Genomic DNA, 23,446 nt, shown 5'->3' on the forward strand with positions numbered 1-23,446 from the left:
GGGCGTGCCCGCGGACGCCGGGATCAGGCGGCGAGTGTGTATCTCGCCAGTCCGCCGAGCCGGGGTGTGCGGGCGGTATCGACGTCGGGTGGTGGGATGAACCACACCCGTGCCGCGACGCCGGTGCCGTCTACGCGGATGTCCCAGCCGTTGTCGTGGATGCGATGGTGGCATGTCTCGCAGAGCAGCACACCGTTCTCGAGATCGGTCGGCCCGGTATCGCGTCTCCACCACCGGATGTGATGCGCGCGGGTCATATTCGGTGGAAGACCGCACATCGCGCATCCGCCGTCGCGCTCTGCCAGCGCAAGACGCTGGGAGGGGGTGAAGAAGCGCTTGCGGCGACCCCAGTCGAGGATCTCGCTGTCAGTTCCGAGCACGCAGGGGATGACGCCGCCGGATGCGGCCATGCGGCGAACGGCTCCGATGCTGATGGGCTGTTCGAAGCCGTCGACGCTGCCGTACCCGGTGCCGTCGATGAGGTCGTCGAGATCGACCCGCACGATCACCGTTGCGCCCGCGAGTGCAGGGGCGTCGGTGTCGCAGCCGAGGGCGTGCGCGCACAGGACGGACAGCGCGTCTGCCTGCAGTTGAGGCACCGTGCGGTGGTCGGCATCGACGGCGTCCGGGTCGATCGCGTCTTTACGCGCGGCGAACTGCGCGGAGACGTAACCGGCGATCGCGGCGCGGATGGCCGCACCTGACTCGGCGTCGAGGACCGCATTGAGGTGGAATGCGCCGTCACGCTCGAACATGGTCACCGAGCGCTTCGCACGGACCTCTTCTTCCCGCGGGGCGACGCCGTCGGGATCGAGCCAGGCTTCGGCACGGGTGAGCAGCTTGCGCACATCGTCGGTCGACAGGTTCATGGCCTTCTCCGCAAGCAGCTCCTCCGCTGCCGCGAGGTGCTCGGGTGTGACCTTGAGGCGCACGCGGTCGAGCAGGCTGATGATCAGGCTCGCGGCGCTCGTGCCGATCTCGCCGGCCTGAAGCGCGCGCTGCACAGCGGGGTACTTGGCCGGAAGGCGCGCGCCGGTCAGGTCGGAGCGTGGCGCCGTGGCTTCGCCCACCTTCACGTGACGTGATGCCTCGGCGGTGGACATGCCGGTCGTCGTGGCGATCAGCTGAGAGGCGTTGCGGTATCCCTGCTGCTTGGCAAGGGAGTCGGGCCCGAGGCTGGCGCGTGATTCGGAGGCGATCCCCGCTGCCACTTCGGACTGCAGTGCCTCGGTCAGGCGGCGGACTGCGCCGAGAGCGTCATTCGTCTCGATGAGCTGCTGCCGCGTGAGTTCGGTGGCATCGTGTGCATCCGACCACGCCGCGCGAAGACGCGTGATCGCGTCGTCCAGCGGGGTCAGGTGCTCCGTCATGCATCCAGTTTAGATTGCGATGCCCCGAGTGTCAAACATTTGTTCGAATAATTCTCGAGAAGCCCCGATAAATCAGCATCCGATTTCGCTGGCTTGATGTGCCGCTTTCGAAGCTACGTACCCGATATGCCGCGCAGCTTCTGAGTGAGCGCGAGCAGCGCGCGCAGCTCGTCGTCATCGAGTCGGGCCATGTTTTCGGCGATGGAGCGCCCGTGTGAGGTCGCCACCTGGCGGAAGGCGCGTGCGCCGGCATCCGTCGCGGTGAGGATCGCCCCGCGGCCGTCGTCTGGGTCGATCGTCTTGGTGAGCAGGTCTCGGGCGACCATGCGATCGACGAGGCGCGAGACGCTGGGCTGGCTGATGAGCATGTTGCCCGTCACATCGCGCAGACGCGCGGTCATGTCGGGAGCGCGGACCACGGTCAGCAGCACGTCGTACTCGCCCTGCGTGATCGCGGTGTCACGGAAGTCGGATGCCATCGCGACGAACAGTTCGTGCTGCGCGCGGAACAGGCTCTCCCAGGCGCGCAGCGCCAGTTCGCGGTCGGTCATGTCGACCAGCGTACTGGCCGTCGCCGACACCCACGGGGATGCATGAGGGCCGGTCGGAGAGGCTTCCGACCGGCCCTTGTCCCTTGCACCAAGAGTGTCCTGCAATCACATGCGGTGTATGCCACAGCAAACATTCACCGTGTGATCACTCTATAACGGCGAGGTAACGAATGCAACGGTTTGGTCACGGTGAGTTTTGAGGTGGCTTTGTTGTTGGTGTCCGATCTCACGAAAAGTGTCGGAGTCTCACGAAAGCTGTCGGAGCGTCTCACGAAGTTGGCGGAGTCTCACGAAACGTGGCGGATGGAGTCAGCCGAGCCAGGCGCGGCGGCATCCGAAACTGCGCGCGAACGCTCATCAGAGTCACCGAGTGGCGGATCTACCGCCGTAGCGATTGATCTTCAATTCACCATCTATGCAATAATCTGCGTATGCATGCAGATTCGAAGTGTTCTTTGTCGGCAGAGAGTGAGTACGTCGAGCTCGCTGTCGAGGTGTTCTCGATGCTCGCGGACGCGACACGGATCCGGATCATCCTCGCGCTGCGTGATCAAGAGCTTTCGGTGAACCACCTTGCCGACATCGTCGACAAGTCCGCGCCGGCAGTCTCGCAGCATCTGGCAAAGCTCCGTCTGGCAAGGATCGTGTCGACTCGCCATGAGGGTACGAAAGTGTTTTACAGGCTGACGAACGAGCACGCCCGCCAGTTGGTCGCAGATGCGATCTTCCAGGCCCAGCACACCTTGAGCAACGACCCGGCGCACCACCGCGTCGACCACCCGGCGCCAGAAGAGATCCGTTGATGCTGCAGGTCCTCCGCAACGCCACCTATGCGAAGTTGTTCTCCGCGCAGGTGATCGCTCTGCTGGGCACGGGTCTGCTCACCGTCGCCCTGGGGCTGCTCGCATTCGAGATCGCAGGTGACGCAGCGGGGGCGGTGCTGGGCACGGCGTTGACGATCAAGATGGTCGCCAATACGGCCGTCGCACCGCTGATTGCTGCGGTCGTCGACCGGCTGCCGAAGAAGGCGGTCCTGATCACCGCGGATCTGCTCCGATTGACGATCGCGTTGATGCTGCCGTTCGTGACCGAGGCTTGGCAGATCTATCTGCTCGTGTTCGTGCTGCAGTCCGCCTCGGCGACGTTCACCCCCGCGTTCCAGTCGCTGATCCCCTCGGTCCTACCCGAACCGGACCAATACACCCGGGCGTTGTCGTTGTCCCGGCTCGCCTATGATCTTGAGGCGCTGTTGAGTCCGACGATCGCGGCGGCGCTTTTGACGGTGATCAGTTACAACAACCTGTTCGTCGGCACCGCGATCGGTTTCGCATGCTCCGCTCTGCTGGTGCTGTTCTCGCGCCTCCCTGCCCAGGGGGAGGGAGGTCCGGTGTTGACGTGGTGGCAGCGGCTCCCGCTGGGGGTGAAGGTGTTCGCCCGCACTCCGACGCTGCGGTTCTTGATGCTCACCAACATCGTCGTCGCTGCCGGCACCGCGATCGTCCTGGTGAATTCCGTGGTCTATGCCCGCGGCGTGTTCGGACTCGGCGAGGAAGCCCTCGCGTTGACGCTGGCCTGCTACGGCATCGGGTCCCTCATCGTTGCGCTGAGCATCCCCTGGCTGGTGGGCAAGCTCGGTGTGATCCGGACTATGGTCACTGGCGCGACTGTCATCGTCGTCGGGCTGGTGGTTGCCGTCGTCGTCACTGTGGTCTCAACTGCCTCCGGTGACGGGTGGTTCGTGCTGCTGGGAACGTGGGTGTTGCTGGGCATGGGCACATCGTTGGTGAACACGCCCTCGTCCCGGTTGCTCGCGGATGCATCCACGCCCGCGAATCGGAACCTCGTCTACACCGCCCAGTTCGCCCTCTCCCACGCCTGCTTCCTGATCACCTACCCCATCGCAGGCTGGCTCGGAGCCGCGAACCTCACCAGCGCCGCGATCGCTCTGCTCATCATCGCCTCCGCTGCAGGAGCAGTCGCGGTCGTGTTCGCCCGCACCCGTCTACTACGCGCAGCCGACGCCCCGACCATGACAGCCGACCAGGACCGCTGACGCGCCCACACCAAGACCCCGCTACGCCGCCACTCTGACGACGAAAGAACCCCCTCATGACCCGCACTCCCCGTTTGCGCCCTGCCTTCGTCGCAACGACGATCCTGGCCCTTTTGATCGGCGGCCTGACCGTCGCGCCCCCGGCGTCCGCACATGACGCACTGGTCTCCAGCAGTCCCGCCTAGGGCGAACAGCTCACGACACCGCCGACGCAGGTCACACTCGAGTTCAGCAACCAGGTCCTCACGATGGGTGCAGAGGTCCAAGTCAACGACGCGACCGGCCGGAACTGGGCCGAGGGAGATGCCACGATTACCGGAGCGACCGTGGTCGCACCCGTGTCCGAGGGGATGCCCGCCGGAGCCTACGAGGTGCTCTGGAAAGTCGTCTCCGCCGACGGGCACCCGATCAGCGCCGCCATTCCGTTCACCGTCCTCGAAGGCGCGCCCACACCCACTCCTACTGCGACCCCCACCGACGAGGCCGCACCGACTCCCTCCACCACGCCCGTCGGCGGAGACGCCGATCAGGCCACAGGCTCATCGACCCCGACAATCAGCGCCTGGCCGATCGCTCTCATCTCCGCGGTCGTTGTCGTGTTGCTCATCGCCCTGGTCGTCTTCCTGTTCGTTCGCCGCCGCCGAGCAGATCAGGCAGACACGGAGGCCTGACCGACGAGCCGCCCCCTCCCACGATCCAAGCGATGGCGGACCGCATCGCCCACGGCTAGGGCAAGTCTCGCGCACCTGCCGAAACTCCGTGCCGGAACCGTCGCCAGACCTCGTAGGCAGGGCGAGGGTGAAACACGATTACCGACAAGCTTCGTGAGACAACCGGCAGTTTCGGCAGCGCACCACTCACCTGTCTTTCCGGGGATGCTCTGTCTCACCAACCGACACCTCTCGTGAGATCGGACATTTGTTGTCCGCCCGCGCAGGGGCGCGGGACGATCGTCAGACGCTGGTGCGGATGAAGACGCTGATAAGTCGACCCGCCGCGTCGAGATCGAAGCCGGGGTCCTGCAGCCAGGCGGCGACGGCCGCGTCGACCATCCCGTTCAGGACCGTCGCGACGACGATCGCGGGCTCACGGGAGCCGGTGTCGGCGGCGGCCGCTCGCGCCGCGTCGATCAGCGCGACCGCCGGCGCGGTGCGGCTCACGCTGGTGGGTCGGTCGTCGATGTCGGCGGGAGCGGCGTCGGTCAGCGACTCGGCGATCAGTCGCGCGTGGTCGCGATGCTCGCGCATGTGCTCCAGATGGGCGAGTGCGAACGTCACGACGGCGTCGAGCGGTGTGCCCGCCGTCTCAAGGCGCACCTGAACGAAGGCGACGAAGTCGTCGATGACGAACGAGTACGCCTGCTCGACCAGGCCGGCTTTCGTGCCGACGTGGTAGATCACCGCGGCCTTAGTGACCCCGATCTCGTCGGCCACGCTCTGCAGCGTGCAGGCTGCCCAGCCGGCCCGCCCGACGATCGAGATGGTCGCATCCAGGATCTGGCGGCGACGAGCGACCTCGGTCGCGGTCGGCGGACGTCCGCCGGCATCGCGTACTCTGCGCGCACGTGTCGGCATGCGATCAGTCTTCCAGGAACAGGGTGACGTCCTCGGCGATCCGCTCCGGCTCCTCGCCGTTGATCGCATGAGACGCATCGTCGTAGGTGAGCACGACGCCGTGCGTCAGCAGCTTCTCGGCGTTGTCGGCGGCCTGCTCGGCGTCGTGCATGCGCGAGGCGCCGGCCATGATGGCCAGCATGGGTGCGTCGATGTGCTGCAGCTGCTCGTCGCTGAATCGGCTGGGTGCCGGCGTGCCCAGCGAGAAGTGCTGCATACCCGCCTCGATCATCTCCGCGACCGGCTCGTCGGCGATCGGCGCATCATTCGCCGTCCAACTCGCGAAGTCGTCGCGCCACGACTTCGGCAGCCACGAGACCGATGCCGGAATCGAGCGGACGACCGCCGGCAGCGACAGGTCTTCGAAGCTCATCACCGGATCGAGCACGATGACCCGCGATGCCGCGCCCGGCTCATGCACCGCGAGATTGATCGCGAGCCAGCCGCCCAGCGAGTGCCCCATCACCGCGGGATGCCCCGGCAGCTGGTCAAGCGCCTGCGCGAGCCACCGCGCATCGTCGGCGTGCGTCTCGATCGGGCGCGATTGGATGCTGCGTCCCGGCTGTCCGAGCAGGTCGATGACGTACACGGGCCCAGCAGCGCGCAGAGAAGGGATGTTGTTCACCCACATCGGCGCGCCCGACTGGGTGCCGGGCAGCAGTACCAGCGGGTCCGCGTCCGCGCGGGTCGGGTCGGCGGAGTCGTAGCGCACCGCATGCACTGCGCCGTACTCGGTCTCGATGGTGACGCGGGCCGACTCGGCCGGTCCCTCGTCGAGCGCCCGCTCATATGCCGCCAGATACTCGTCCTGACCATCGGCGCTTCGGAAGTGACCGACCGGCACCGAAGAGCTGAAGACCACAGCGCCGGCCACGAAACCGGCCAGCGCGGGAGCCAGCACGAGCACTGTGCGGCCAAGTCGCGGCCGCCGCCGGGCCGCAGGCTCCTCGGTCTGCGCGGCCGTGCCGGACGCTGAATCATGAGCGCCGTCTGCACTGTCGGGCTTCGCCCTCGTCGCCTTTCGCGTGAACCACCTCATGCACAGAAGACTAACCTTAAGGTTAGTAACACCGCCAGGCGCAGAAGGACCGAGCGCGTCACGCGGAACCGCTCGTCGCTGACGTGAACGATCGCAGCGTGGCGTCGGAGGCCACGATGAACGCGGCGAACAGCGCCAGCACGCCTGCGAATGCCAGCATCGGGCCCGTCGAGGTCGCTGCCACACCGGCGCCCACCAGCGGTGCGATCACCAGCTGCGGCGCACGCTGCACCAGCACCAGCAGACTCTGAAAGCGAGACAGCATCCGCGCCGGCGCCAGCAGCAGATAGGTGGGAAAGGCGTGCGCCGTGAACATCACCACACCCGCACCGACCACGCAGGTGCTCGCAGCGGCAGGCATCCACAATGGTGCCGACGCGAGCCCACCGAGACCGAGGGCCACGACGACGGCGCCCGCCGTCATCGGCCGCCACATCCTGACGGCGATGCCCCGCCACGAGAACCACAGACCGGTGACCAGCCCACCGGCGATCCACCCCGCCTCGATCAGACCCGCCTCAGCGGCTGACCACCCGCGCTCGCGGGCGGCAAGGGGAATGCCGAGGATGACAGCGGGGAGCACCGCACCCGCGATCAGGCCGACGCACAGCAGCAGAGTCGGGATGCCAGGGGTGCGCCGGGCCGTGCGGAGGCCGTCGATGATCCCGCGCGCCGTCACCGCGTCCGGCGCTGCGGCGGGAGTCAGCGGCGGTCGGATGCACAGCAAGACAACCACCATGATCGCGCACCCGAGCACATCGATCCACGCGACGCCGGACAACGCGACCAGACCGATGAGCAGTCCGCCGAGGGGCGGGGCGATCGTGCCGGCGATCTGGCTCGCCACCCCGACCCGCGCCATCGCTGTGCCCAGGCCTGCTCCAGCGACGAACAAGCGCGGGAAGACGCCGATCGCAGGTCGGTGGAAGGCCGCGACCGTGCCGATCGCGGCCGCGGCGACCAGGAGCGTGATCGGCGTCCCCGGCCAGACCGTGACGACCAGAGCGAGGCCGGTGCTGATCAGCATCAGGGCGAGAGTGCAGGCGATCATTACCCGTCGCACGCCGTACCGGTCGGCGACGGCCCCGCCCAGCAGGCCGAACAGCGCGGTCGGCGCCACGGTCAGCGTCAGCACGGCCGCTGCGGCGTTCGGACCGTGACCGGACGCGACCCAGGTGAGGGCGAACGCCAGCACCCCTGACCCGAGATCCGCGCCCACGGTCGCGGCGACCCACGCCGTGAAGCCCTTCGGCATCCGCTCTCGCGTCATGCGCGGGGCATCATCAGCGCCACGAAATCCGGCTGACTGGGCGCCCGCCAGCTGACCGAGTCGCGACTCCCGAGCACATCGCACGTCAGCCACGGGCCGACCGTGGCGTCGACGATGCGCCTCAGCAGAGCTGTCGAGAGCGTCACATCGACCGGCCCGCCCTGCGCCGGGCCCTCCGCCCTGCCGGCATCCGATCTCAACGCAGCCCGGCCGGCGCGGACGCGCAGCACGACGCCGTCGACTCCGCGCGCCACCCGCTGCGCGTCAGTCCGCCCGAACACGCACCGCGTGGCATCCGACTCCACCCGAAGCATCTCGCGCACGCTGGGAAACGGGTCCGGCAGGCATGTCAGCATTCGCTCTCCGGCCCCGTCGCGGAACGATGCCCGCATCGCCGTCGTGCCGTCGCGTCCCGTCGGCGTCTCGACCACGAGCTCGACGCGGCCTCGCGCCCGCAGCCAGCCCGGCAGGTCGTCGTCGTCCACGTGCACTCGCGCTCGCGGGCCGTCGACATCGGATGCCACCGCCAGGCGTGCCATGAGCAGGTGCCGATCCGTCGCGACCACGGCTGCGGCCCCTGGACCCAGCTCCAGAAGCACGCCGCCGAATCCGGGTTCGCCGGCCGCGCTCGCCTCCGACACCTGCTCGATCGCATCCGCGAGCACCGCGCCGTCGAACCGAGCAGTCGTGCGATGGACCGGATTCGCCTCCGCGCGCGCCCGCAGACTCTGCTTCAGATCGGCGACGAGCTCCGCAGCCGAGGAACGCCGCTCTTCAGCATCCGACAGCCATTCGTCGAGCAGCGCCTCCGCCTCGTCGACGTCGCCGTCGAGGATCGTGCGGACCCGACTCAGGCCGAGCCCCGCGTCGCGCAGCCGACGGATCCAGATCGCCCGCTGCTGCTGATCGGGGGAGTAATAGCGGTAGCCGGTGCGCTCCTCGATCCTGGCCGGCACGAGCAAACCGGAATCGCCGTATTGGCGCAGCGCGCTCGCGCTCAGCCCCACCACCCGCGCGAACGCGCCGATCGTCTGCCGCGTCTCCTCAGTCGGGAACCGCAGCGGAGCATCCAGGTCATCGCGCCGAGACATGACACCATCATCGACTTTCACCCGGGATGAAGGTCAACACACCGCGTACGATGGAACGCGGAGTGTCGGGAAGCCTGGTCGACGATGTCCTCATTCGTCGATCCGAAAGCCTCCGCTCATGCACAAAGCACCTTCCCGTTTCTCCCGTGTGCGCCGCATCTTCCCCTCCACGACGCGCGCCGAGTCGCTGCGCGTCACCGAGATCCTGCGCAAAGAGACCGTGGGTGGCATCCTGCTGGTGGCATTCGCCGCGGCGGCACTGCTGCTGGCCAACTCGCCCTGGGCCGACGCGTACTTCGCCCTGCGCGACTTCGAGGTCGGCTACGAGCCATGGCACCTGAAGCTCAGCCTGGGCGCGTGGGCGGCCGACGGCCTGCTCGCGATCTTCTTCTTCATGGTCGGACTCGAACTCAAGCGCGAGTTCGTCGCCGGGGATCTGCGGAAGTTCAGCACGGCCGTGGTGCCGATCGTGGCCGCGATCGGCGGCGTGGCCGTGCCCGCCGTGATCTACCTCGCCATCACCGCCGCGTCGCCGGACGCCGCCCGCGGGTGGGCGATCCCCACGGCCACGGACATCGCATTCGCGGTGGCCGTGCTGGCCATCATCGGCTCGCACCTGCCCAGCGCGCTGCGGGTCTTCCTGCTCACCCTGGCCGTCGTCGACGACCTGATCGCGATCGGCATCATCGCGGTCTTCTACACCGAGTCGATCGATGTGCTCCCGCTGATCGCCGCTCTGATCGTGATCGCCGTCTACGGCGTGATCGCGCAGCGCTACCGCCAGTTCTTCCACCTGCGGCCGTCCGCGGCCTGGGTCATCCTGCTGCCGATCGGCGCCGTCGCCTGGGCGCTCATCCATGCATCCGGAATCCACGCGACGATCGCGGGCGTGCTGCTCGGCTTCACCATCCCCGTGCTGCACAAGCGCGCCGACCGTGGACCTGAGGTCGGCCCCGGCCTCGCCGAGATCTTCGAGCACCGCTTCCGCCCGCTGTCGGCCGGCTTCGCGGTGCCGATCTTCGCGTTCTTCTCGGCCGGGGTCGCGATCGGGGGCGCCGACGGGTTCGCCTCGGCTTTCACCGACCCGGTCGTGATCGGCATCGTCGTCGCGCTCGTGATCGGCAAGCCCGTCGGCATCACAGTCGCGACCTGGGTCATCACCAGGGTGCGCCGCATCGACCTCGATCCGACCCTGCGCTGGATCGACCTCATCGGAGTGGGTCTGCTGGCGGGAATCGGCTTCACGGTCTCGCTGCTGGTCGCCGAACTCAGTTTCGACGCCGGAAGCGCGCAGCACGATCACGCGAAGGTCGCCATCCTCGTCGCATCCGTGCTGGCCGCGCTGCTGGCATCCGTCCTGCTGGGTGCACGAAATCGTCACCACGGCAGGATCGCGGCGGCGGAGGGTGCGACTCCGTGAGCTGATGTCACAATCCCCGCCCCGGCGGTGTCTTCATGATCGACGGAGCAAACGGGAAACGACCCCGACCGTCGATGACTCAGGAGGACGTCATGACCACCACGACCGACACCACGCCGGCGCACACCCGAATCGCCCCGACCGAGCTGACCGGGGTCTTCGGCGCCGTCGTCAAGGTCGCCGCGCGACGCATGATCGGGCGCGTGCCCGACTCGATGGGCGTGCTCGCGCATCACCCCACGCTCATGCGGGCATCGATGGGCATCGGCCGCAAGATCGACGGGCTGCACGAGCTCGATCGATATCTGTCCACCTTCGCGGTGATGGCCGCCGCTGCCCACATCGGATGCAGCTGGTGCCTCGACTACAACTACTACAAGTCGCACAACGACGGCCTCGACGAGGCCAAGGCGCGGCAGGTGCCGAACTGGCGAGACGCGACGGTGTTCACCGACCTCGAGCGCGATGTGATGGCGTACGCCGAGGCGATGAGCCAGACCCCGCCCGCCGTCACCGATGAGCTGTCGGCGTCGCTTCTCGAACGGCTCGGACCCGCAGCGCTCATCGAACTGACCGCGAAGGTGGCCTTCATGAACATGAGCTCGCGCATGAACACCGCCCTCGGCATCCGCTCGGAGGGATACGCGGACTCGTGCGACCTGCCCGCGCTCGCCGCACGGCCGACGGCCGACGCGCGAGAGGCACGAGACGCTCGCGACGCGCGACAGGCGGTCGCGACGGCGGAGTCGGATGCCTAGGCTCGACGCCATGAGTGACGACGCGTTCCTGCGGCACCGCAGTCTGCTCTTCACCGTCGCCTACGAGATGCTCGGGTCGGCGGCCGATGCGGAGGACGTGCTGCAGGACTCCTGGCTGCGATGGCGGGAGGTCGACCCGGAGACGGTGCACGATCCGCGCGCCTACCTCGTGCGCATCGTCACCCGTCAGTCGCTGAACCACCTGCGTGGACGGTCGCGGCTGCGGGAGACCTACGTGGGCGAGTGGCTGCCGGAGCCGCTGCTGACCAGCCCCGACGTCGCCGACGACGTCGAGTTCGCCGAAAGCGTGTCGATCACGATGCTCACCGTGCTCGAGACCCTCGGCCCGACCGAGCGGGCGGTCTTCGTGCTGCGCGAGGTGTTCGACGTGCCCTACGCCGAGATCGCCGACGCGATCAGCAAAGAACCGGCTGCGGTGAGGCAGATCGCGCATCGGGCGAAACAGCACGTCGCCGCCCGGCGACCCCGGGTCGACGTCGGGCGCTCCGAGCAGCAGGCCGTCGTCGCACGCTTCGTCGACGCGGTGAACTCCGGCGACCTGCAGGGACTGATGGACGTACTCGCCCCTGATGTCGTCTCGGTCGCCGACGGTGGCGGCTTCGTGCGGGGAGCGGCGCGCCGGCCGATCACAGGTGCCGACAAGATCGCCCGCTACCTGATCGGCGGGCTGTCGAAGCTCGAGGTCCCGTTCGAGGCGCGCCCGACCTGGGTGAACGGACGCCTCGCCGTACGCGGCGAGGTCGGCGGCGCGCTCGCCGGCGCCATCTGCTTCGACATCGAAGGCGGCCGCATCACCCGCATCTACTCGATCGCCAACCCGCACAAGCTGCATCGCCTTGACGAGGAAGCCGATCTGGCGCGGTAGAACGTGTGCACGATGACCTGCCCCCAGGCTCACGGGTGGTCGCGTTCGTCGAGCTTCTTGCGCATGAAGACCTGCGCGGTGCCATCGCCCTGATCGATGCGCTCGATGACCCGGTAGCCGCACTCCGAGTACAGCCTGAGGTTAGCTTCACTCAGGCTGCCGGTGAACAGCTCCGCCTCGGCGCATTCGGTGGCGTCCTCCATGGCCTCCAGCAGCAGCCGCCCGACGCCGGAGCCCTGAGCATCGGGAGCGACGGCGATGCGGCCGATCTGCAGAACCCCGTCGTTCTCGTCGCCACGCACGGCTCCGATGATCCTCTGATCGAGCACCGCGACGAAGCCTCTGGCATCGCGGAGTTCGGCCTCGAGCTGGACGAGGGTCTGCGTGAGGGGAGGCTGCGCCGGATCGCCGTAGATCTGAGCCTCCGACACGAAGGCCGCGCGCTGGACCGTCAGCACCTCTCCGGCATCCGCCACGGTGATCTCCCGGATCTCGATGCGAGTCATTCGCTCCGCTCCCTCTTGGTGCGACAGTCTCGCCGAGCATCTGCCGGAGTCGACAGGGACTTGACCGGCTTCGACTCCGGCGCTACCGGCCGGCCTCACCCCCTTCGAATGAAGACCCTGTTCTTCCCCCTGAAGCAGTGCTTGACTGCATCCGAAGGCGCGGATCGTTCGCACGCGAGCAGGGAGTTCTCATGGCCGATAAGCCCAACATCCTCATCATCTGGGGAGACGACATCGGGATCAGCAATCTGAGCACGTACTCCGACGGGGTGATGGGGTACCGCACACCGAACATCGACCGGATCGCCGACGAGGGCGTGAAGTTCACCGACTACTACGGCGAGCAGAGCTGCACCGCAGGTCGCGCAGCCTTCCTCACCGGGCAGAACCCCTACCGCACCGGCCTCACGAAGGTCGGCATGCCGGGGGCGAAGCTGGGCCTCCAGCCCGAGGATCCGACCATCGCCGACGCCCTCAAGCACCACGGTTACGCCACCGGTCAGTTCGGCAAGAACCACCTCGGCGACCGTGACGAGCATCTGCCCACCGCGCACGGGTTCGATGAGTTCTTCGGCAACCTCTACCACCTCAACGCCGAGGAGGAGCCCGAGCACCCCGATTACCCGACCGATGAGGAGTTCCCGGGCTTCAGTGAGAAGTTCCGGCCTCGCGGCGTGATCCACTCCTGGGCGAATGGCGACGGCACGCAGCGCATCGAAGACACCGGACCGCTGACGAAGAAGCGCATGGAGACCGTCGACGAGGAGTTCCGCGACGCAGCATCCGACTTCATCCGCCGCCAGGCCGATGACGACACTCCCTTCTTCGTCTGGTTCAACTCGACCCACATGCACTTCCGCACCCACACCAAGGAGGAGAGCAAGGGGCGCGCCGGCCGCTGGCAGTCCGAGTATCACGACACCATGCTCGACCACGACGACCTCGTGGGCAGCCTGCTCGACCTGATCGACGAGCTGGGGCTGGCAGAGGACACCATCGTGATGTACTCGACCGACAACGGTCCGCACATGAACAGCTGGCCCGACGCCGGCATGACGCCGTTCCGCAACGAGAAGAACTCCAACTGGGAGGGCGCGTACCGCGTGCCGGCGATGGTCCGCTGGCCAGGACGCTTCCCCAGGGGGAAGACGCTCAACGGCATCGTGAGTCACAACGACTGGTTCGTCACCCTGCTCGCGGCCATCGGCGACGACGACATCGCCGACCGGCTGAAGGCGGGCACCGAGCTGCACGGCACGCCGTTCAGGGTGCACCTGGACGGGCACAACCAGCTCGACTACATCACCGGCGTCGCCGATCAGAGCCCGCGACGACACTTCTTCTACGTCTCGGACGACGGCGATCTCACCGCACTGCGCTTCGACAACTGGAAACTCGTGTTCCTCGAGCAGCGCGCGGTCGGCACGCTGAGCGTCTGGCAGGAGCCATACATCGAGCTGCGCTTCCCGAAGCTGTTCAACCTGCGCACCGACCCTTACGAGCGCGCGGACATCACCTCGAATACCTACTGGGACTGGGTGCTCGACCACGTCTTCCTGTTCGTGCCCGCGCAGGCCTACGTCGCCCAGATGCTGCCGACGCTTCAGGAGTTCCCGCCGCGGCAGAAGTCGGCATCGTTCACGATCAACCAGGTCATGGCGAAGCTGCAGTCGACGGCGGGCAACTCCTGACGCGCTCGGATTAGTCGGAGCCGGCGGCTCACTCAGCCGGCGCGCACGTCTCCGGCTCCCGAGATGTTCTCGGTCACCCGGGGATCGCCGGTGTGGACGATGTCCCCGCTGCCGTCGATCGTGGCGTCGAGGGTCTCGGTCGCGTGCACCGTGACGCTGCCGGCGCCTCGGATCGTGACCCGGGCGTCCGCGCTGCTCAGTCCCTTCGCGGCGTAGTCTCCCGAGCCGCGGATCTCGATCGTCTGCGTCTCGGCGACCCCACTCGCCGAGATGTTCCCCGCCCCGTCGATGGTCACCGTCAGCTGCCGCACATCGAGATCCGAGGCGGTCACATCACCCGACCCGTCGATCGAGATCGACGCGGTGTCGGCGGTGATCCCGGTGGCGGTGACGTCGCCCGAGCCGCGGATCTCGATGGTCGGGGCATCGGATGCCGAGAAGTCGACGACCGCGTCGCCGGAGCCCATCACGGTGATCGCGTCCAGGGCGGGGAGGGTGAGCGCGTAATGCACCTCGCCGCCGAAGCTCACGGGGCCGCCGCTGACGCCGAGATGCAGCGTGTCGCCCTCGACGTCGGAGCTGAGCCGATTGATCACCTTCTCGCCGGCGGTGATGGTCAGCGCCGGAGTCGCGCCGACGGTGACCTCCAGGTCGCCGCTGGTTTCCAGCACCACGGCGCGGACGTCAACGATGCCGCGCTGCTGACTGGTCTGGGGGCCGGCGTCAAGGAACAGTGCGCACCCCGTCATTGCGATGGCGGAGGTGAAGAGCAGAGCGGCGACAGCCAGCAGACGAAAGCGCATGCGTGTCAGCGTATTGGGCTCTGGATGCGACGACCAGATACCAAGGTCGGAGTTTTCGGGCTCGACGATGGCTCTGCGGTAAGGGCTGATCGCCTCAGCGAACCAGGGCGATCCGGTCGCGCAGCTCGCTGTCCTCGTGCGCAAGTGCGGTCACGACTTTGAAAACGGTGTGCTCGATGGCGGCAACCGCGGCGCTCGGGCGCACGGCGCTGCGCCGCGACAGGTTGACCGTGCGAGTGAGCGACGGATCGCACAGCGCACTGCCGCGCAGTTCAGGTCTGCCCAGCAGCACGGTCGCCGGCACCACGGCGACGCCGATGCCGCGTGCGACGAAACGCAGCACCGCGTCCATCTCCGCTCCCTCCACCGCGATCACGGGAGTGAGTCCTGCCGCCTCGAACGCGGCATCCGTGGCCACCCGCAGGTCGTAGCTGCGGTTGAAGGCCACTTGCGGCAGCTCTGCCAGTTCGGCGACGGTGAGGCGTGCGGGCACCCCTCCGATCGGAGCGAGCGCCGTGTCGGCGGCGGAGGCGACGACCAGCTCCTCGGTGAACAGCGGCACCCGCTCTACCGATGCGTCCTCGCGCACGTTCGGCCGCGTGATGGTGAGGGCGAGGTCGAGCGCGCCCTCACTGAGGGCATCGACGAGGGTGCGCGATCCGGCCTCGGTGATGTGCAGGTCGATGCCGGGGTGCGCACGGCGGAACTCCGCGATCACCTCAGCGACCACCGAGACGCACAGGGTCGGCGGTGCGCCGAGTCGGATGCGGCCGCGCCGCAGCCCCGCCAGCTCGTCCATCTCGTGGCGTGCCGCATCGGCATCCGCCAGCATCCGCCGTGCGATGGGAAGCAGCGCCTCACCGGCGGAGGTGATCGCGACACCCGTGCGGTCGCGCTGGAACAGGGTGGCGCCGAGGTCGGACTCGAGCGCCTGGATCTGCCGTGACAGCGACGGCTGCGTCAGGAACAGCTCGTCGGCGGCGCGGGTGAAGTGGCCGAGGCGCGCGACGGCCTCGAACGAGCGGAGCTCCTCGAGTCTCATGCGTCAAACGTATCGAAGTAAGACGCAGTATGCATTGGCGGGATCTATCGGAGGTTCTTAGCGTTGAAGGCATGAGCATCCCGCAGCCTGCAGAACGTCACCTCACCACCTCGGTCCTCGTCATCGGCACCGGCGGAGCGGGACTTCGCGCATCGATCGAACTCGCCGAGCGCGGCATCCAGGTGCTCGCCGTCGGCAAGCGCCGCAAGCACGACGCGCACACCACGCTCGCAGCCGGCGGCATCAACGCCGCCCTCGGCACGATGGACCCCGAGGACTCGTGGCAGCAGCACGCCGCCGACACCCTGCGCGAGTCGTACTTCCTCGCCGACCCCGAGATCGTCGAGGTCGTCGCCCGCGGGGCCGCCCGCGGCATCGAGGATCTCGAGCGATGGGGGATGCCGTTCGCCCGCGAGGCCGACGGTCGCATCAGTCAGCGCTTCTTCGGCGCGCACAGGTACCGTCGCACCGCCTACGCCGGCGACTACACAGGCCTCGAGATCCAGCGCACGCTCATGCGCCGTGCCGCCGAGCTCGCCGTTCCCATCATCGACACGGTCTACATCACCCGCATCCTCGTCTCACGCGGCACGGTCTTCGGCGCCTATGGCTTCGACGTGGTCGACGGCACACCGGTCGTCATCCACGCCGACGCGGTCATCCTCGCCGCCGGAGGGCACACCCGCATCTGGCGCTACACGTCGTCGCGTCGCGACGAGAACACCGGCGACTCCTTCCGGCTGGCGGCGCTGGCCGGCGCGCGCATCCGTGATGCCGAACTCGTACAGTTCCACCCCTCGGGGCTGCTCGAACCCGAGGACGCCGCGGGCACGCTCGTCTCAGAGGCCGCGCGCGGCGAGGGCGGCATCCTCACCAACGCTCAGGGAGAGCGGTTCATGCAGCGCTACGACGCGGAGCGCATGGAGCTGTCGACCCGCGACCGCGTCGCCCTGGCGAACTACACCGAGATCGCTGAGGGCCGAGGCACCGAGAAGGGCGGCGTCTGGCTGGACGTCTCGCATCTGCCGCGCGAGCAGATCCTCGAGAAGCTGCCGCGGCTGTACCGGGCGATGATCGACCTGCAGATGCTCGACATCACCGAGCAGCCGATGGAGGTCGCGCCTACCGCGCACTACTCGATGGGCGGCGTATGGGTGCGCCCCGAAGACCACGGCACCGGAGTCGAGGGGCTCTACGCGATCGGGGAGGCGTCCAGCGGCCTGCACGGCGCCAACCGCCTGGGCGGCAATTCGCTCATCGAGCTGATGGTCTACGGCCGGATCACCGGCGAGACCGCGGCCGAGTACGTCCGCGGCCGCACCGAGGTGCACCGCGATCTCGAGGCGGTCGCCGCAGCGCGTGCCGAGCTGGAGGGCTTCCTGCACAGCACGGGCACCGAGACGCCGCGCCGCCTGCAGCGCGCCGTGCGCGATCTGATGACCGAGCACGCCGGCGTCATCCGCACCGAGGAGTCGCTGCGTGAGGGTCTCGCGAAGCTCGCCGTGCTCGAGGAGCGTGCGAAGAACGTCACCGCGCATCCCGACATCGCCGGTTTCGACGACCTCGCGCACGCCTTCGACCTGCTCGGCTCGCTGCTCGCCGCGCGCGCCACCCTGGAGTCGGCGATCGAGCGACGAGAGACCCGCGGATGCCACAATCGCGCTGACTTCCCCGACACCGATCCCGCGCTGCGGGGCAACATGATCTGGACGCCCGACGGCGGCGTCGAGTTCGAGCCGCTCGGCGACGCTCCCGAGTCGTTCCGGGTGCTGGCCGAGGAATCGGCCTCGGACTCGGTGCAGGGCAAGCTCGTGGAGTGAGTGCCGAGGGGCGCGGTCAGCCGTCGAGAGCGAGGCTCTCGACGGCTTCTCCGAGTGCGCGGGCGGTCGCGGCGGGGTCACCGTCGACCGAGTCGATCCGGATGAGATCCGCGCGGGTGCCGAGGAAGACCTCGTGAGCGCGGATCACCTCGGTCAGCGGGGCATCCAGCTCACCGTGTCGATCCTGCGGTCCCTCGGCCTCGGCTCGGGCTTCGAAGTGTCGACTCGCGCTCGCCGCGTCGATCCGCAGCGCGATCTCGACGAACGTCGCACCTGCGTCGTCGGCGATCGCGTGCAGCCGGTCGATGAACGGGACGCCGGCCGCGCCGATGAACTGGGGGATGATGACGTCGCGACCCTCGATCAGCTGCGCATGCACGACCCGGGCCGCCAAGTCGCGAGTGAGCAGACCCGCCTCAGTCGTCGCCTGCCGCCAGCCGCTCAGCATCGCGCGCAGCACGTCGAGGTCGAGGCACAGGGTGAGCGGAGTGCGCTCCGCCCACAGGCGCGCCGCCGTCGACTTGCCGGATGCCGGTGGTCCGTTCAACAGGATCAGGAGCGTCACGGTGCCCATTCTTCCCTCCGGCCCCTGCGAACGGCTATGCTCTTCGGCATGGGCGTAATAAACAGCGCGCTCCTGACGGGGAGCTGCCTCACCTTCCGCGACCGCCGCGCCTGACGGCGCGCTCGACTGTCGCACGCTGCAGCGCGCCGTCATCCGAGATGTCATCCGCACCTCGGCACGGACGGTCTTCTTGTCGCGCCTTCGCGACGCCGATCCCACACCGGGGTGCTCCGATACTTCTTCAGGAGCGCACCCATGCCTCGATCTCTGCACGGCGGCCGACACGAACTCGGCCAGAACTTCCTCATCCATCGACCGACCCTTCACCGCATCACCGAACTGGTCCGCAGCACGAGTGGCCCCATTCTCGAACTCGGCGCCGGTGACGGTGCCCTGACCCGGCCGCTCTCCACATTGCGCAGGCCTCTCACGGCGATCGACATCGACGAGCATCGGGTCGAGCGATTGCGCGGCCGACTGCCGCACGTGCGTGTGGAGCGGGCCGACGCGCTGCAGCATCCGCTCGACGCGCCGGTCATCGTCGGAAACATCCCGTACCACCTGACGACCCCGGTGCTGCGACGACTGCTGGCTGCGCCCGGCTGGCAGCACGCCGTGCTGCTGACCCAGTGGGAGGTCGCGCGCAAGCGGGTCGGAGTCGGCGGCGGCACGATGATGACGGCGCAGTCGGCGCCGTGGTTCGAATTCGAGCTGTGCGGGCGGGTCTCGGCCGAGTACTTCAGGCCGCGTCCGTCCGTCGACGGCGGGCTGCTGTCGATCACCCGGCGAGGATCACCCCTGGTGGCGTACGCGCAGCGGCGTGCCTACGAGCACTTCGTGCGCGGCGTGTTCACCGGGCGCGGCGCCGGGCTGACGAGCGTCGTCGCCCGCACTGCCCGCCTGGGGATGCCCGCCGCCAAGCGCGCACTCGGTGAAGCGGGCATCGATCCGCGGAGTCTGCCTCGCGACGTGACCGCACGGCAGTGGGCCGACCTGTGGGGGCGGCTGCGGTGACGGTCGGCGCGGGCAACTGACGTGTGCACCGCGCCCGCGGGGTGTCACTCGCGGGCGCGGTGCGGTCGTGGTCAGTAGGCGGTCGTCAGCACGCCGCCGTCGGCGCGCAGCGCGGCGCCGTTGGTGGCGGATGCCAGTGGGCTCGACAGGTATACGACGAGGTCGGCGATCTCGCGCGGGTGGATGAACCGCTGAAGCAAAGAGGAGTCCCGCACGAGGCCCGCCTTCAGCTGCTCGACCGTCATCGACTGGGCAGCGGCGATCTGCTCGACCGTCGCCGCCACTCCGTCGGAGTAGGCCGGCCCGCCGAGCACCGTGTTTACGGTCACCTCCGTTCCGCGGGTGAGCTTCGCCAGGCCGGCGGCCAGAGCGAGGGAAGCGGCCTTCATCGTGCCGTAGGGGATCATGTCGCCGGGCACATCGACCGCTGATTCGGTGCCGATGAACACGATGCGGCCCCAGCCGCGCTGCAGCATCGGAGGCAGAAGCCGCCGTGACAGCCGCATGCCCGCCATCAGGTTGAGATCGAACTGGCCCTGCCAATCGGCATCCGTCGTCTCGGTGAAATCCATCAGGCCGAACGTCCCCGCGTTGTTGATCAGCACGTCGACCGCGCCGACGGCGTCGAGCAGGGAATCGATCTGCGCGGGGTCGGTGAGATCGGCGGAGATGCCGGTCACCTCGCCGCTCGCATCGATCTCGCGGCGCAGTCTCTCCGTCGCGGCGGACACGCGATCCGGGGTGCGCCCGTTGACGATGACCGATGCCCCTTCGCGGCGCGCGGCGGCGGCGACGGCGTACCCGATGCCCTGCGTGGATCCGCTGATGAGAACTCGCTTGCCTGTCAGACCGAGGTCCATCCGACTCCCTTCCGGCCGTGCACGGACGACCAATTCACTTTCCTGATCAAGTGACTCTAAAGGAGATTAACTTTCCCGCGCAAGTGATGTTCTAGTCTGGAAGCATGACGGAAGACGCGGACGCCGAAGCGGAGTGGTCGCCGGAGGAGCTCGAGACGTGGTCGTCGGTCGCGACGATGCTGGTGTGGCTTCCCGCTGCGCTGGATGCACAGCTGCAGCGCGACGCGGGCCTCAGTCACTTCGAATTCGGCATCCTCTTCGCGCTTGACCAGGCCGACGAGCGCACGCTGACGATGAGCGCGCTCGCCGGATTCTCGAACAGCTCGCTCTCACGTCTGTCGCGCGCGGTCGCACGACTCGAGAAGGGCGACCTGATCCGCCGCCGCATCGACGCCGCGGACGGGCGGGTCACTCTCGCTGGGTTGACCGAGAAGGGGCAGCAGGCCGTGCGGCGTGCGCAGCCCGGACACATCGCCCTGGTGCGTCAGCTCGTCTTCGACACGCTCACCAAGGCGCAGGCGCACCAGTTCGGTGTCATCGCTCAGCGGATCGACGGCGCGATCGAGGCCGAGGGGATGTGGAAGCCGGCGAAGCGGGTGCAGCGCCGCGGATGACGAAGCGAGAGGGCGTGCTCACACGGCGTCGGATGCCAGGCGGAACCCCACCCCGATCGAGGTGAGATCCGCCTCATACGCGCTGTGGCGCCGGGCGCAGCGCGCGAGGTCGCGATCGTGGCGGAACGCCCCGCCTCGCGTGACGTGCGGATCGAAGGCGTACTCATCGCGCGCCGGCAGGTCTGCCGGTGCCCCGGGATAGGGCGCGTAGACGGTCGAGGTCCATTCGTCGGCGTTGCCGGCCAGGTCGAGCACTCCGAACGGACTGGCGCCCTCGGGGAAGGAGCCGACCGGCGTGGTCGTGCCGATGCCGAGGTCGACGAGGTTGGCGAGGCCGACCCGGTACTCGTCGCCCCAGGGGAACTCGCGGGTGTCGTCGCCGCGGGCGGCGCGCTCCCATTCGTCCTCCGTGGGCAGCCGTACCGCGCCGCCAAGGTGCTCGCTCAGCCAGGTGCAGTAGTCCACAGCATCCGACCACGGCACCCCGATGATCGGATGATCGCCCGGGGTGCGGCTCTGCACGGGCAGCGGGGCGCGGCCGGAGTCGGCGGCGAACGCGGACCACTCCGACACCGTCACCGGAACCCGGGAGATCCGGAAGGCGGGCACGCGAACCGGGGTGCGCGGAGCTTCCTTGCGGTACCAGGCCAGCGGCACGCCGGTGTCGGCGTAGCGGGCGGCGATGCCCTCGAGCTCGTCGAGCGGGGTGCCGCGCTGCAGTATCCCCTCCGGGATCTCGACCCAGTCGATCGTGCTGCCGCTCATCGCAACCCCTCACTGCTGTGCCTCTTCGGGAACATGGTCCACATCGTGTGATGCCAGGCGCACCCGGCACGCACTACCTTCAGGCATGGTCACACACAATGAGGTGCCACCGGTACCGCGATCGCGACTGCTCACGGTGATCGAGCATCCACTCGGCCTGAGCTTCCTGGGCGCGCTGGGCGTGCTCGGGGCATTGGTGCTGGGCACCGCGATCGGATCGATCTCGACGATCCTCGTCTACATCGTGCTGGCGATGTTCATCGCGCTCGCCCTCGATCCCATCGTGACGCGACTGCAGCGTCACGGGATGAAGCGCGGAGCCGGCATCGCGATCGTCTTCGGCGGATTCGCCGTGCTCATGCTCGCCTTCGCGGTCTTCGTCGTGCCGCCGGTGATCGGACAGGTCATCGCACTGGTCGAGTCGATCCCCCAGGCACTCGGGTCCGTTCAGCAGTCGGACTGGTATCTCGGCCTGGACGATCACACCCGAACCGGCATCGACAGCGGGCTCGCGCAGATCACCGACACGGTCGCCGATCCGAACACCCTCCTCGCCATCGGCGGAGGAGTGCTGCAGGTCGGGGTGGGCTTCGCCAGCTTCGTCTCGGCGGCGTTCGTCGTCGTCGCGCTGACGCTCTACTTCCTGGCATCCCTCACCTCGATCAAGGCAGCCTTCTACGCACTCGCTCCGGCGCGCAATCGCGAGCGCCTCGCGCACTTCACCGAGCGGATCACCGGATCGATCGGCTCATCGCTGATCGGCTCGGTCACGCTGTCCGCGTTCAACGCCGCGGCGGTGTTCGTGCTGCACCTGGTGATCGGGCTGCCGTTTCCCGCGCTCATGGCCGTGATCGCCTTCGTCATCACCCTGATCCCGCTGTTCGGCTCGGTCATCTTCCTCATCCTCGGCTCGGTCATCGCGCTGTTCTCGAGCCCGCCTCAGGCGGCGATCTTCGCAGTGCTGTACCTGGTGTACATCCAGATCGAGTCGTACATCCTCAGTCCGCGGGTGATGAACCGCGCCATCGCGATCCCGGCTGCGCTCGTGCTGATCGGCGCGCTCGCGGGCGGCGCACTGATGGGAGTTCTCGGCGTGCTGGTGGCGCTGCCGGTGATCGCATCCATCCTGCTGGTCATCCGCGAGGTGGTCGTGCCGCGACAGGACTTGAAGACCTGATCGCGCTTCTCAGCCACGGGTTTCGACACGGGACGGTGCCGGGAGGATCTCCCGGCACCGCCCTGCATCCCTCCGATCAGGCGGCCTTTCGCATCTCCCGGCCGTGCACGGTCAGCGCGTAGATGACCAGGACGTCCAGCGCGATGACGATGAGCGACCACCACGGCTGAACCGGAAGCAGGAAGAGCTGTCCGATCGCGTTCAGGACCGCGAGCACGACCGCGACGACGCGCGCCCAGGTCGCCCCGGCGAACAGCGCCAGCGCCACCAGGATCAGCAGCACGCCGATGATCAGGTGCCACCACCCCCAACCCGAGACGTCGAACAGGAAGAGATCCCCCTGTGAGGTGAGGAAGTAGGCGCTGTCCGGCGCGAGGATCGCGAGGAACCCGTAGATCGCGTCGAAGATACCGGCGGTCAGCAGCATGACACCCGCGAACCACCCCCAGCCCACCCAGCCACTCGTCTCTGAACCGCTCATGACACTCTCCTCTCGTTCCCGCCCAGGACGCGACCCCGTGCCGCACACCCGGCGAGT

The 23,446-nt window shown here is 68.2% G+C and carries 23 protein-coding genes and 1 pseudogene; 11 read left to right on the forward strand and 13 right to left on the reverse strand.

What is annotated here, in order from left to right; translation table 11 throughout:
- Positions 1–23: 23 nt before the first annotated feature.
- Positions 24–1,370, reverse strand: a complete 1,347-nt coding sequence (locus WDU99_RS07080; protein ID WP_337331745.1) for an HNH endonuclease — start codon at positions 1,368–1,370, stop codon at positions 24–26.
- A gap of 113 nt (positions 1,371–1,483) precedes the next feature.
- Entirely contained in the window at positions 1,484–1,921 is a 438-nt protein-coding gene (locus WDU99_RS07085; protein ID WP_337331746.1) for a MarR family winged helix-turn-helix transcriptional regulator, read from the reverse strand.
- A 431-nt stretch (positions 1,922–2,352) separates the two neighbouring features.
- On the opposite strand from WDU99_RS07085, the gene WDU99_RS07090 reads away from it, so the two are divergent.
- The 3 genes and pseudogenes from WDU99_RS07090 to WDU99_RS07100 all read left to right on the forward strand — a co-directional run.
- Complete coding sequence (locus WDU99_RS07090) at positions 2,353–2,724, forward strand: ArsR/SmtB family transcription factor (protein ID WP_337331747.1); 372 nt, start codon at positions 2,353–2,355, stop codon at positions 2,722–2,724.
- Complete coding sequence (locus WDU99_RS07095; protein WP_337331748.1) at positions 2,724–3,974, forward strand: MFS transporter; 1,251 nt, start codon at positions 2,724–2,726, stop codon at positions 3,972–3,974. Before WDU99_RS07090 ends, WDU99_RS07095 begins: the two co-directional genes overlap by 1 nt.
- A gap of 197 nt (positions 3,975–4,171) precedes the next feature.
- Positions 4,172–4,645, forward strand: a pseudogene (locus WDU99_RS07100) (copper resistance CopC family protein); the annotation flags it as partial.
- A gap of 282 nt (positions 4,646–4,927) precedes the next feature.
- Here the strand turns inward: WDU99_RS07100 and WDU99_RS07105 are convergent.
- The 4 genes from WDU99_RS07105 to WDU99_RS07120 are packed head-to-tail and all read right to left on the reverse strand — an operon-like array spanning position 4,928 to position 8,987.
- The gene (locus tag WDU99_RS07105; RefSeq protein WP_337331749.1) at positions 4,928–5,548 is read right to left on the reverse strand and encodes a TetR/AcrR family transcriptional regulator; all 621 of its coding nucleotides are present in this window, start codon (positions 5,546–5,548) and stop codon (positions 4,928–4,930) included.
- A gap of 4 nt (positions 5,549–5,552) precedes the next feature.
- Complete coding sequence (locus WDU99_RS07110) at positions 5,553–6,626, reverse strand: alpha/beta fold hydrolase (protein ID WP_337331750.1); 1,074 nt, start codon at positions 6,624–6,626, stop codon at positions 5,553–5,555.
- A gap of 58 nt (positions 6,627–6,684) precedes the next feature.
- Positions 6,685–7,896 carry an MFS transporter gene (locus WDU99_RS07115; RefSeq protein ID WP_337331751.1) on the reverse strand — a complete coding sequence of 404 codons (1,212 nt, stop codon included), beginning with the start codon at positions 7,894–7,896 and terminating at the stop codon, positions 6,685–6,687.
- The gene (locus WDU99_RS07120) at positions 7,893–8,987 is read right to left on the reverse strand and encodes a MerR family transcriptional regulator (RefSeq protein ID WP_337331752.1); all 1,095 of its coding nucleotides are present in this window, start codon (positions 8,985–8,987) and stop codon (positions 7,893–7,895) included. The genes WDU99_RS07115 and WDU99_RS07120 overlap by 4 nt, the downstream gene beginning before the upstream one ends.
- 118 nt (positions 8,988–9,105) lie before the next feature.
- On the opposite strand from WDU99_RS07120, the gene nhaA reads away from it, so the two are divergent.
- The 3 genes from nhaA (at position 9,106) to WDU99_RS07135 (ending at position 12,051) form a co-directional block, all read left to right on the forward strand.
- Positions 9,106–10,407: a Na+/H+ antiporter NhaA gene (gene nhaA / locus WDU99_RS07125; RefSeq protein WP_337331753.1), complete on the forward strand. Its 1,302-nt coding sequence runs from the start codon at positions 9,106–9,108 to the stop codon at positions 10,405–10,407.
- A 92-nt stretch (positions 10,408–10,499) separates the two neighbouring features.
- Positions 10,500–11,165, forward strand: coding sequence for a carboxymuconolactone decarboxylase family protein (locus WDU99_RS07130; RefSeq protein ID WP_337331754.1), 666 nt, complete (start codon positions 10,500–10,502; stop codon positions 11,163–11,165).
- A gap of 10 nt (positions 11,166–11,175) precedes the next feature.
- On the forward strand, positions 11,176–12,051 hold the full coding sequence (locus WDU99_RS07135; protein ID WP_337331755.1) for an RNA polymerase sigma-70 factor: 876 nt from the start codon (positions 11,176–11,178) through the stop codon (positions 12,049–12,051).
- 29 nt (positions 12,052–12,080) lie between these two features.
- On the opposite strand, the gene WDU99_RS07140 is transcribed toward WDU99_RS07135, so the two are convergent.
- Positions 12,081–12,557 (reverse strand): GNAT family N-acetyltransferase, encoded by a 477-nt coding sequence (locus WDU99_RS07140; protein WP_337331756.1) that lies wholly within the window; start codon positions 12,555–12,557, stop codon positions 12,081–12,083.
- 191 nt (positions 12,558–12,748) lie between these two features.
- Between WDU99_RS07140 and WDU99_RS07145 the strand changes: the two genes are divergently transcribed.
- A complete protein-coding gene (locus WDU99_RS07145) occupies positions 12,749–14,248 on the forward strand; it encodes an arylsulfatase (protein ID WP_337331757.1) in 1,500 nt (499 codons plus the stop codon).
- A 32-nt stretch (positions 14,249–14,280) separates the two neighbouring features.
- Here WDU99_RS07145 and WDU99_RS07150 read toward each other — a convergent pair whose 3' ends face one another.
- Positions 14,281–15,051, reverse strand: coding sequence for a head GIN domain-containing protein (locus WDU99_RS07150; protein WP_337331758.1), 771 nt, complete (start codon positions 15,049–15,051; stop codon positions 14,281–14,283).
- A gap of 94 nt (positions 15,052–15,145) precedes the next feature.
- Positions 15,146–16,093: a LysR family transcriptional regulator gene (locus WDU99_RS07155; protein ID WP_337331759.1), complete on the reverse strand. Its 948-nt coding sequence runs from the start codon at positions 16,091–16,093 to the stop codon at positions 15,146–15,148.
- A 71-nt stretch (positions 16,094–16,164) separates the two neighbouring features.
- Here WDU99_RS07155 and WDU99_RS07160 point away from each other — a divergent pair, with 71 nt between their 5' ends.
- A complete protein-coding gene (locus WDU99_RS07160; RefSeq protein ID WP_337331760.1) occupies positions 16,165–17,913 on the forward strand; it encodes an FAD-binding protein in 1,749 nt (582 codons plus the stop codon).
- 16 nt (positions 17,914–17,929) lie between these two features.
- On the opposite strand, the gene WDU99_RS07165 is transcribed toward WDU99_RS07160, so the two are convergent.
- Positions 17,930–18,478 carry a P-loop nucleotide/nucleoside kinase family protein gene (locus WDU99_RS07165; protein ID WP_337331761.1) on the reverse strand — a complete coding sequence of 183 codons (549 nt, stop codon included), beginning with the start codon at positions 18,476–18,478 and terminating at the stop codon, positions 17,930–17,932.
- Positions 18,479–18,733: 255 nt separating this feature from the next.
- On the opposite strand from WDU99_RS07165, the gene erm reads away from it, so the two are divergent.
- On the forward strand, positions 18,734–19,492 hold the full coding sequence (gene erm / locus WDU99_RS07170; protein WP_337331762.1) for a 23S ribosomal RNA methyltransferase Erm: 759 nt from the start codon (positions 18,734–18,736) through the stop codon (positions 19,490–19,492).
- Positions 19,493–19,563: 71 nt separating this feature from the next.
- On the opposite strand, the gene WDU99_RS07175 is transcribed toward erm, so the two are convergent.
- Complete coding sequence (locus WDU99_RS07175) at positions 19,564–20,352, reverse strand: SDR family NAD(P)-dependent oxidoreductase (RefSeq protein ID WP_337331763.1); 789 nt, start codon at positions 20,350–20,352, stop codon at positions 19,564–19,566.
- A 104-nt stretch (positions 20,353–20,456) separates the two neighbouring features.
- Between WDU99_RS07175 and WDU99_RS07180 the strand changes: the two genes are divergently transcribed.
- Positions 20,457–20,966, forward strand: coding sequence for a MarR family winged helix-turn-helix transcriptional regulator (locus tag WDU99_RS07180; RefSeq protein ID WP_337331764.1), 510 nt, complete (start codon positions 20,457–20,459; stop codon positions 20,964–20,966).
- An 18-nt stretch (positions 20,967–20,984) separates the two neighbouring features.
- Here WDU99_RS07180 and WDU99_RS07185 read toward each other — a convergent pair whose 3' ends face one another.
- Positions 20,985–21,731, reverse strand: a complete 747-nt coding sequence (locus WDU99_RS07185) for a formylglycine-generating enzyme family protein (protein ID WP_337331765.1) — start codon at positions 21,729–21,731, stop codon at positions 20,985–20,987.
- 85 nt (positions 21,732–21,816) lie between these two features.
- On the opposite strand from WDU99_RS07185, the gene WDU99_RS07190 reads away from it, so the two are divergent.
- Positions 21,817–22,908, forward strand: coding sequence for an AI-2E family transporter (locus WDU99_RS07190; RefSeq protein WP_337331766.1), 1,092 nt, complete (start codon positions 21,817–21,819; stop codon positions 22,906–22,908).
- 76 nt (positions 22,909–22,984) lie between these two features.
- Here WDU99_RS07190 and WDU99_RS07195 read toward each other — a convergent pair whose 3' ends face one another.
- A complete protein-coding gene (locus WDU99_RS07195; protein WP_337331767.1) occupies positions 22,985–23,389 on the reverse strand; it encodes a DUF7144 family membrane protein in 405 nt (134 codons plus the stop codon).
- Positions 23,390–23,446 lie beyond the last annotated feature (57 nt).

The organism is Microbacterium bandirmense (assembly GCF_037204185.1).
GTDB lineage: Bacteria > Actinomycetota > Actinomycetes > Actinomycetales > Microbacteriaceae > Microbacterium > Microbacterium bandirmense.

Coding starts and splice junctions, on each gene's coding strand:
- WDU99_RS07150 (WP_337331758.1), bottom strand. CDS start 15,051: ATGCGCTTTCGTCTGCTGGCTGTCGCCGCTCTGCTCTTCACCTCCGCC.
- WDU99_RS07115 (WP_337331751.1), bottom strand. CDS start 7,896: ATGACGCGAGAGCGGATGCCGAAGGGCTTCACGGCGTGGGTCGCCGCG.
- WDU99_RS07180 (WP_337331764.1), top strand. CDS start 20,457: ATGACGGAAGACGCGGACGCCGAAGCGGAGTGGTCGCCGGAGGAGCTC.
- WDU99_RS07110 (WP_337331750.1), bottom strand. CDS start 6,626: ATGAGGTGGTTCACGCGAAAGGCGACGAGGGCGAAGCCCGACAGTGCA.
- WDU99_RS07120 (WP_337331752.1), bottom strand. CDS start 8,987: ATGTCTCGGCGCGATGACCTGGATGCTCCGCTGCGGTTCCCGACTGAG.
- WDU99_RS07090 (WP_337331747.1), top strand. CDS start 2,353: ATGCATGCAGATTCGAAGTGTTCTTTGTCGGCAGAGAGTGAGTACGTC.
- WDU99_RS07175 (WP_337331763.1), bottom strand. CDS start 20,352: ATGGACCTCGGTCTGACAGGCAAGCGAGTTCTCATCAGCGGATCCACG.
- WDU99_RS07095 (WP_337331748.1), top strand. CDS start 2,724: ATGCTGCAGGTCCTCCGCAACGCCACCTATGCGAAGTTGTTCTCCGCG.
- WDU99_RS07185 (WP_337331765.1), bottom strand. CDS start 21,731: ATGAGCGGCAGCACGATCGACTGGGTCGAGATCCCGGAGGGGATACTG.
- WDU99_RS07135 (WP_337331755.1), top strand. CDS start 11,176: ATGAGTGACGACGCGTTCCTGCGGCACCGCAGTCTGCTCTTCACCGTC.
- WDU99_RS07190 (WP_337331766.1), top strand. CDS start 21,817: ATGGTCACACACAATGAGGTGCCACCGGTACCGCGATCGCGACTGCTC.
- WDU99_RS07105 (WP_337331749.1), bottom strand. CDS start 5,548: ATGCCGACACGTGCGCGCAGAGTACGCGATGCCGGCGGACGTCCGCCG.
- WDU99_RS07130 (WP_337331754.1), top strand. CDS start 10,500: ATGACCACCACGACCGACACCACGCCGGCGCACACCCGAATCGCCCCG.
- WDU99_RS07195 (WP_337331767.1), bottom strand. CDS start 23,389: ATGAGCGGTTCAGAGACGAGTGGCTGGGTGGGCTGGGGGTGGTTCGCG.
- WDU99_RS07145 (WP_337331757.1), top strand. CDS start 12,749: ATGGCCGATAAGCCCAACATCCTCATCATCTGGGGAGACGACATCGGG.
- WDU99_RS07160 (WP_337331760.1), top strand. CDS start 16,165: ATGAGCATCCCGCAGCCTGCAGAACGTCACCTCACCACCTCGGTCCTC.
- nhaA (WP_337331753.1), top strand. CDS start 9,106: ATGCACAAAGCACCTTCCCGTTTCTCCCGTGTGCGCCGCATCTTCCCC.
- WDU99_RS07085 (WP_337331746.1), bottom strand. CDS start 1,921: ATGACCGACCGCGAACTGGCGCTGCGCGCCTGGGAGAGCCTGTTCCGC.
- WDU99_RS07155 (WP_337331759.1), bottom strand. CDS start 16,093: ATGAGACTCGAGGAGCTCCGCTCGTTCGAGGCCGTCGCGCGCCTCGGC.
- WDU99_RS07080 (WP_337331745.1), bottom strand. CDS start 1,370: ATGACGGAGCACCTGACCCCGCTGGACGACGCGATCACGCGTCTTCGC.
- WDU99_RS07140 (WP_337331756.1), bottom strand. CDS start 12,557: ATGACTCGCATCGAGATCCGGGAGATCACCGTGGCGGATGCCGGAGAG.
- erm (WP_337331762.1), top strand. CDS start 18,734: ATGCCTCGATCTCTGCACGGCGGCCGACACGAACTCGGCCAGAACTTC.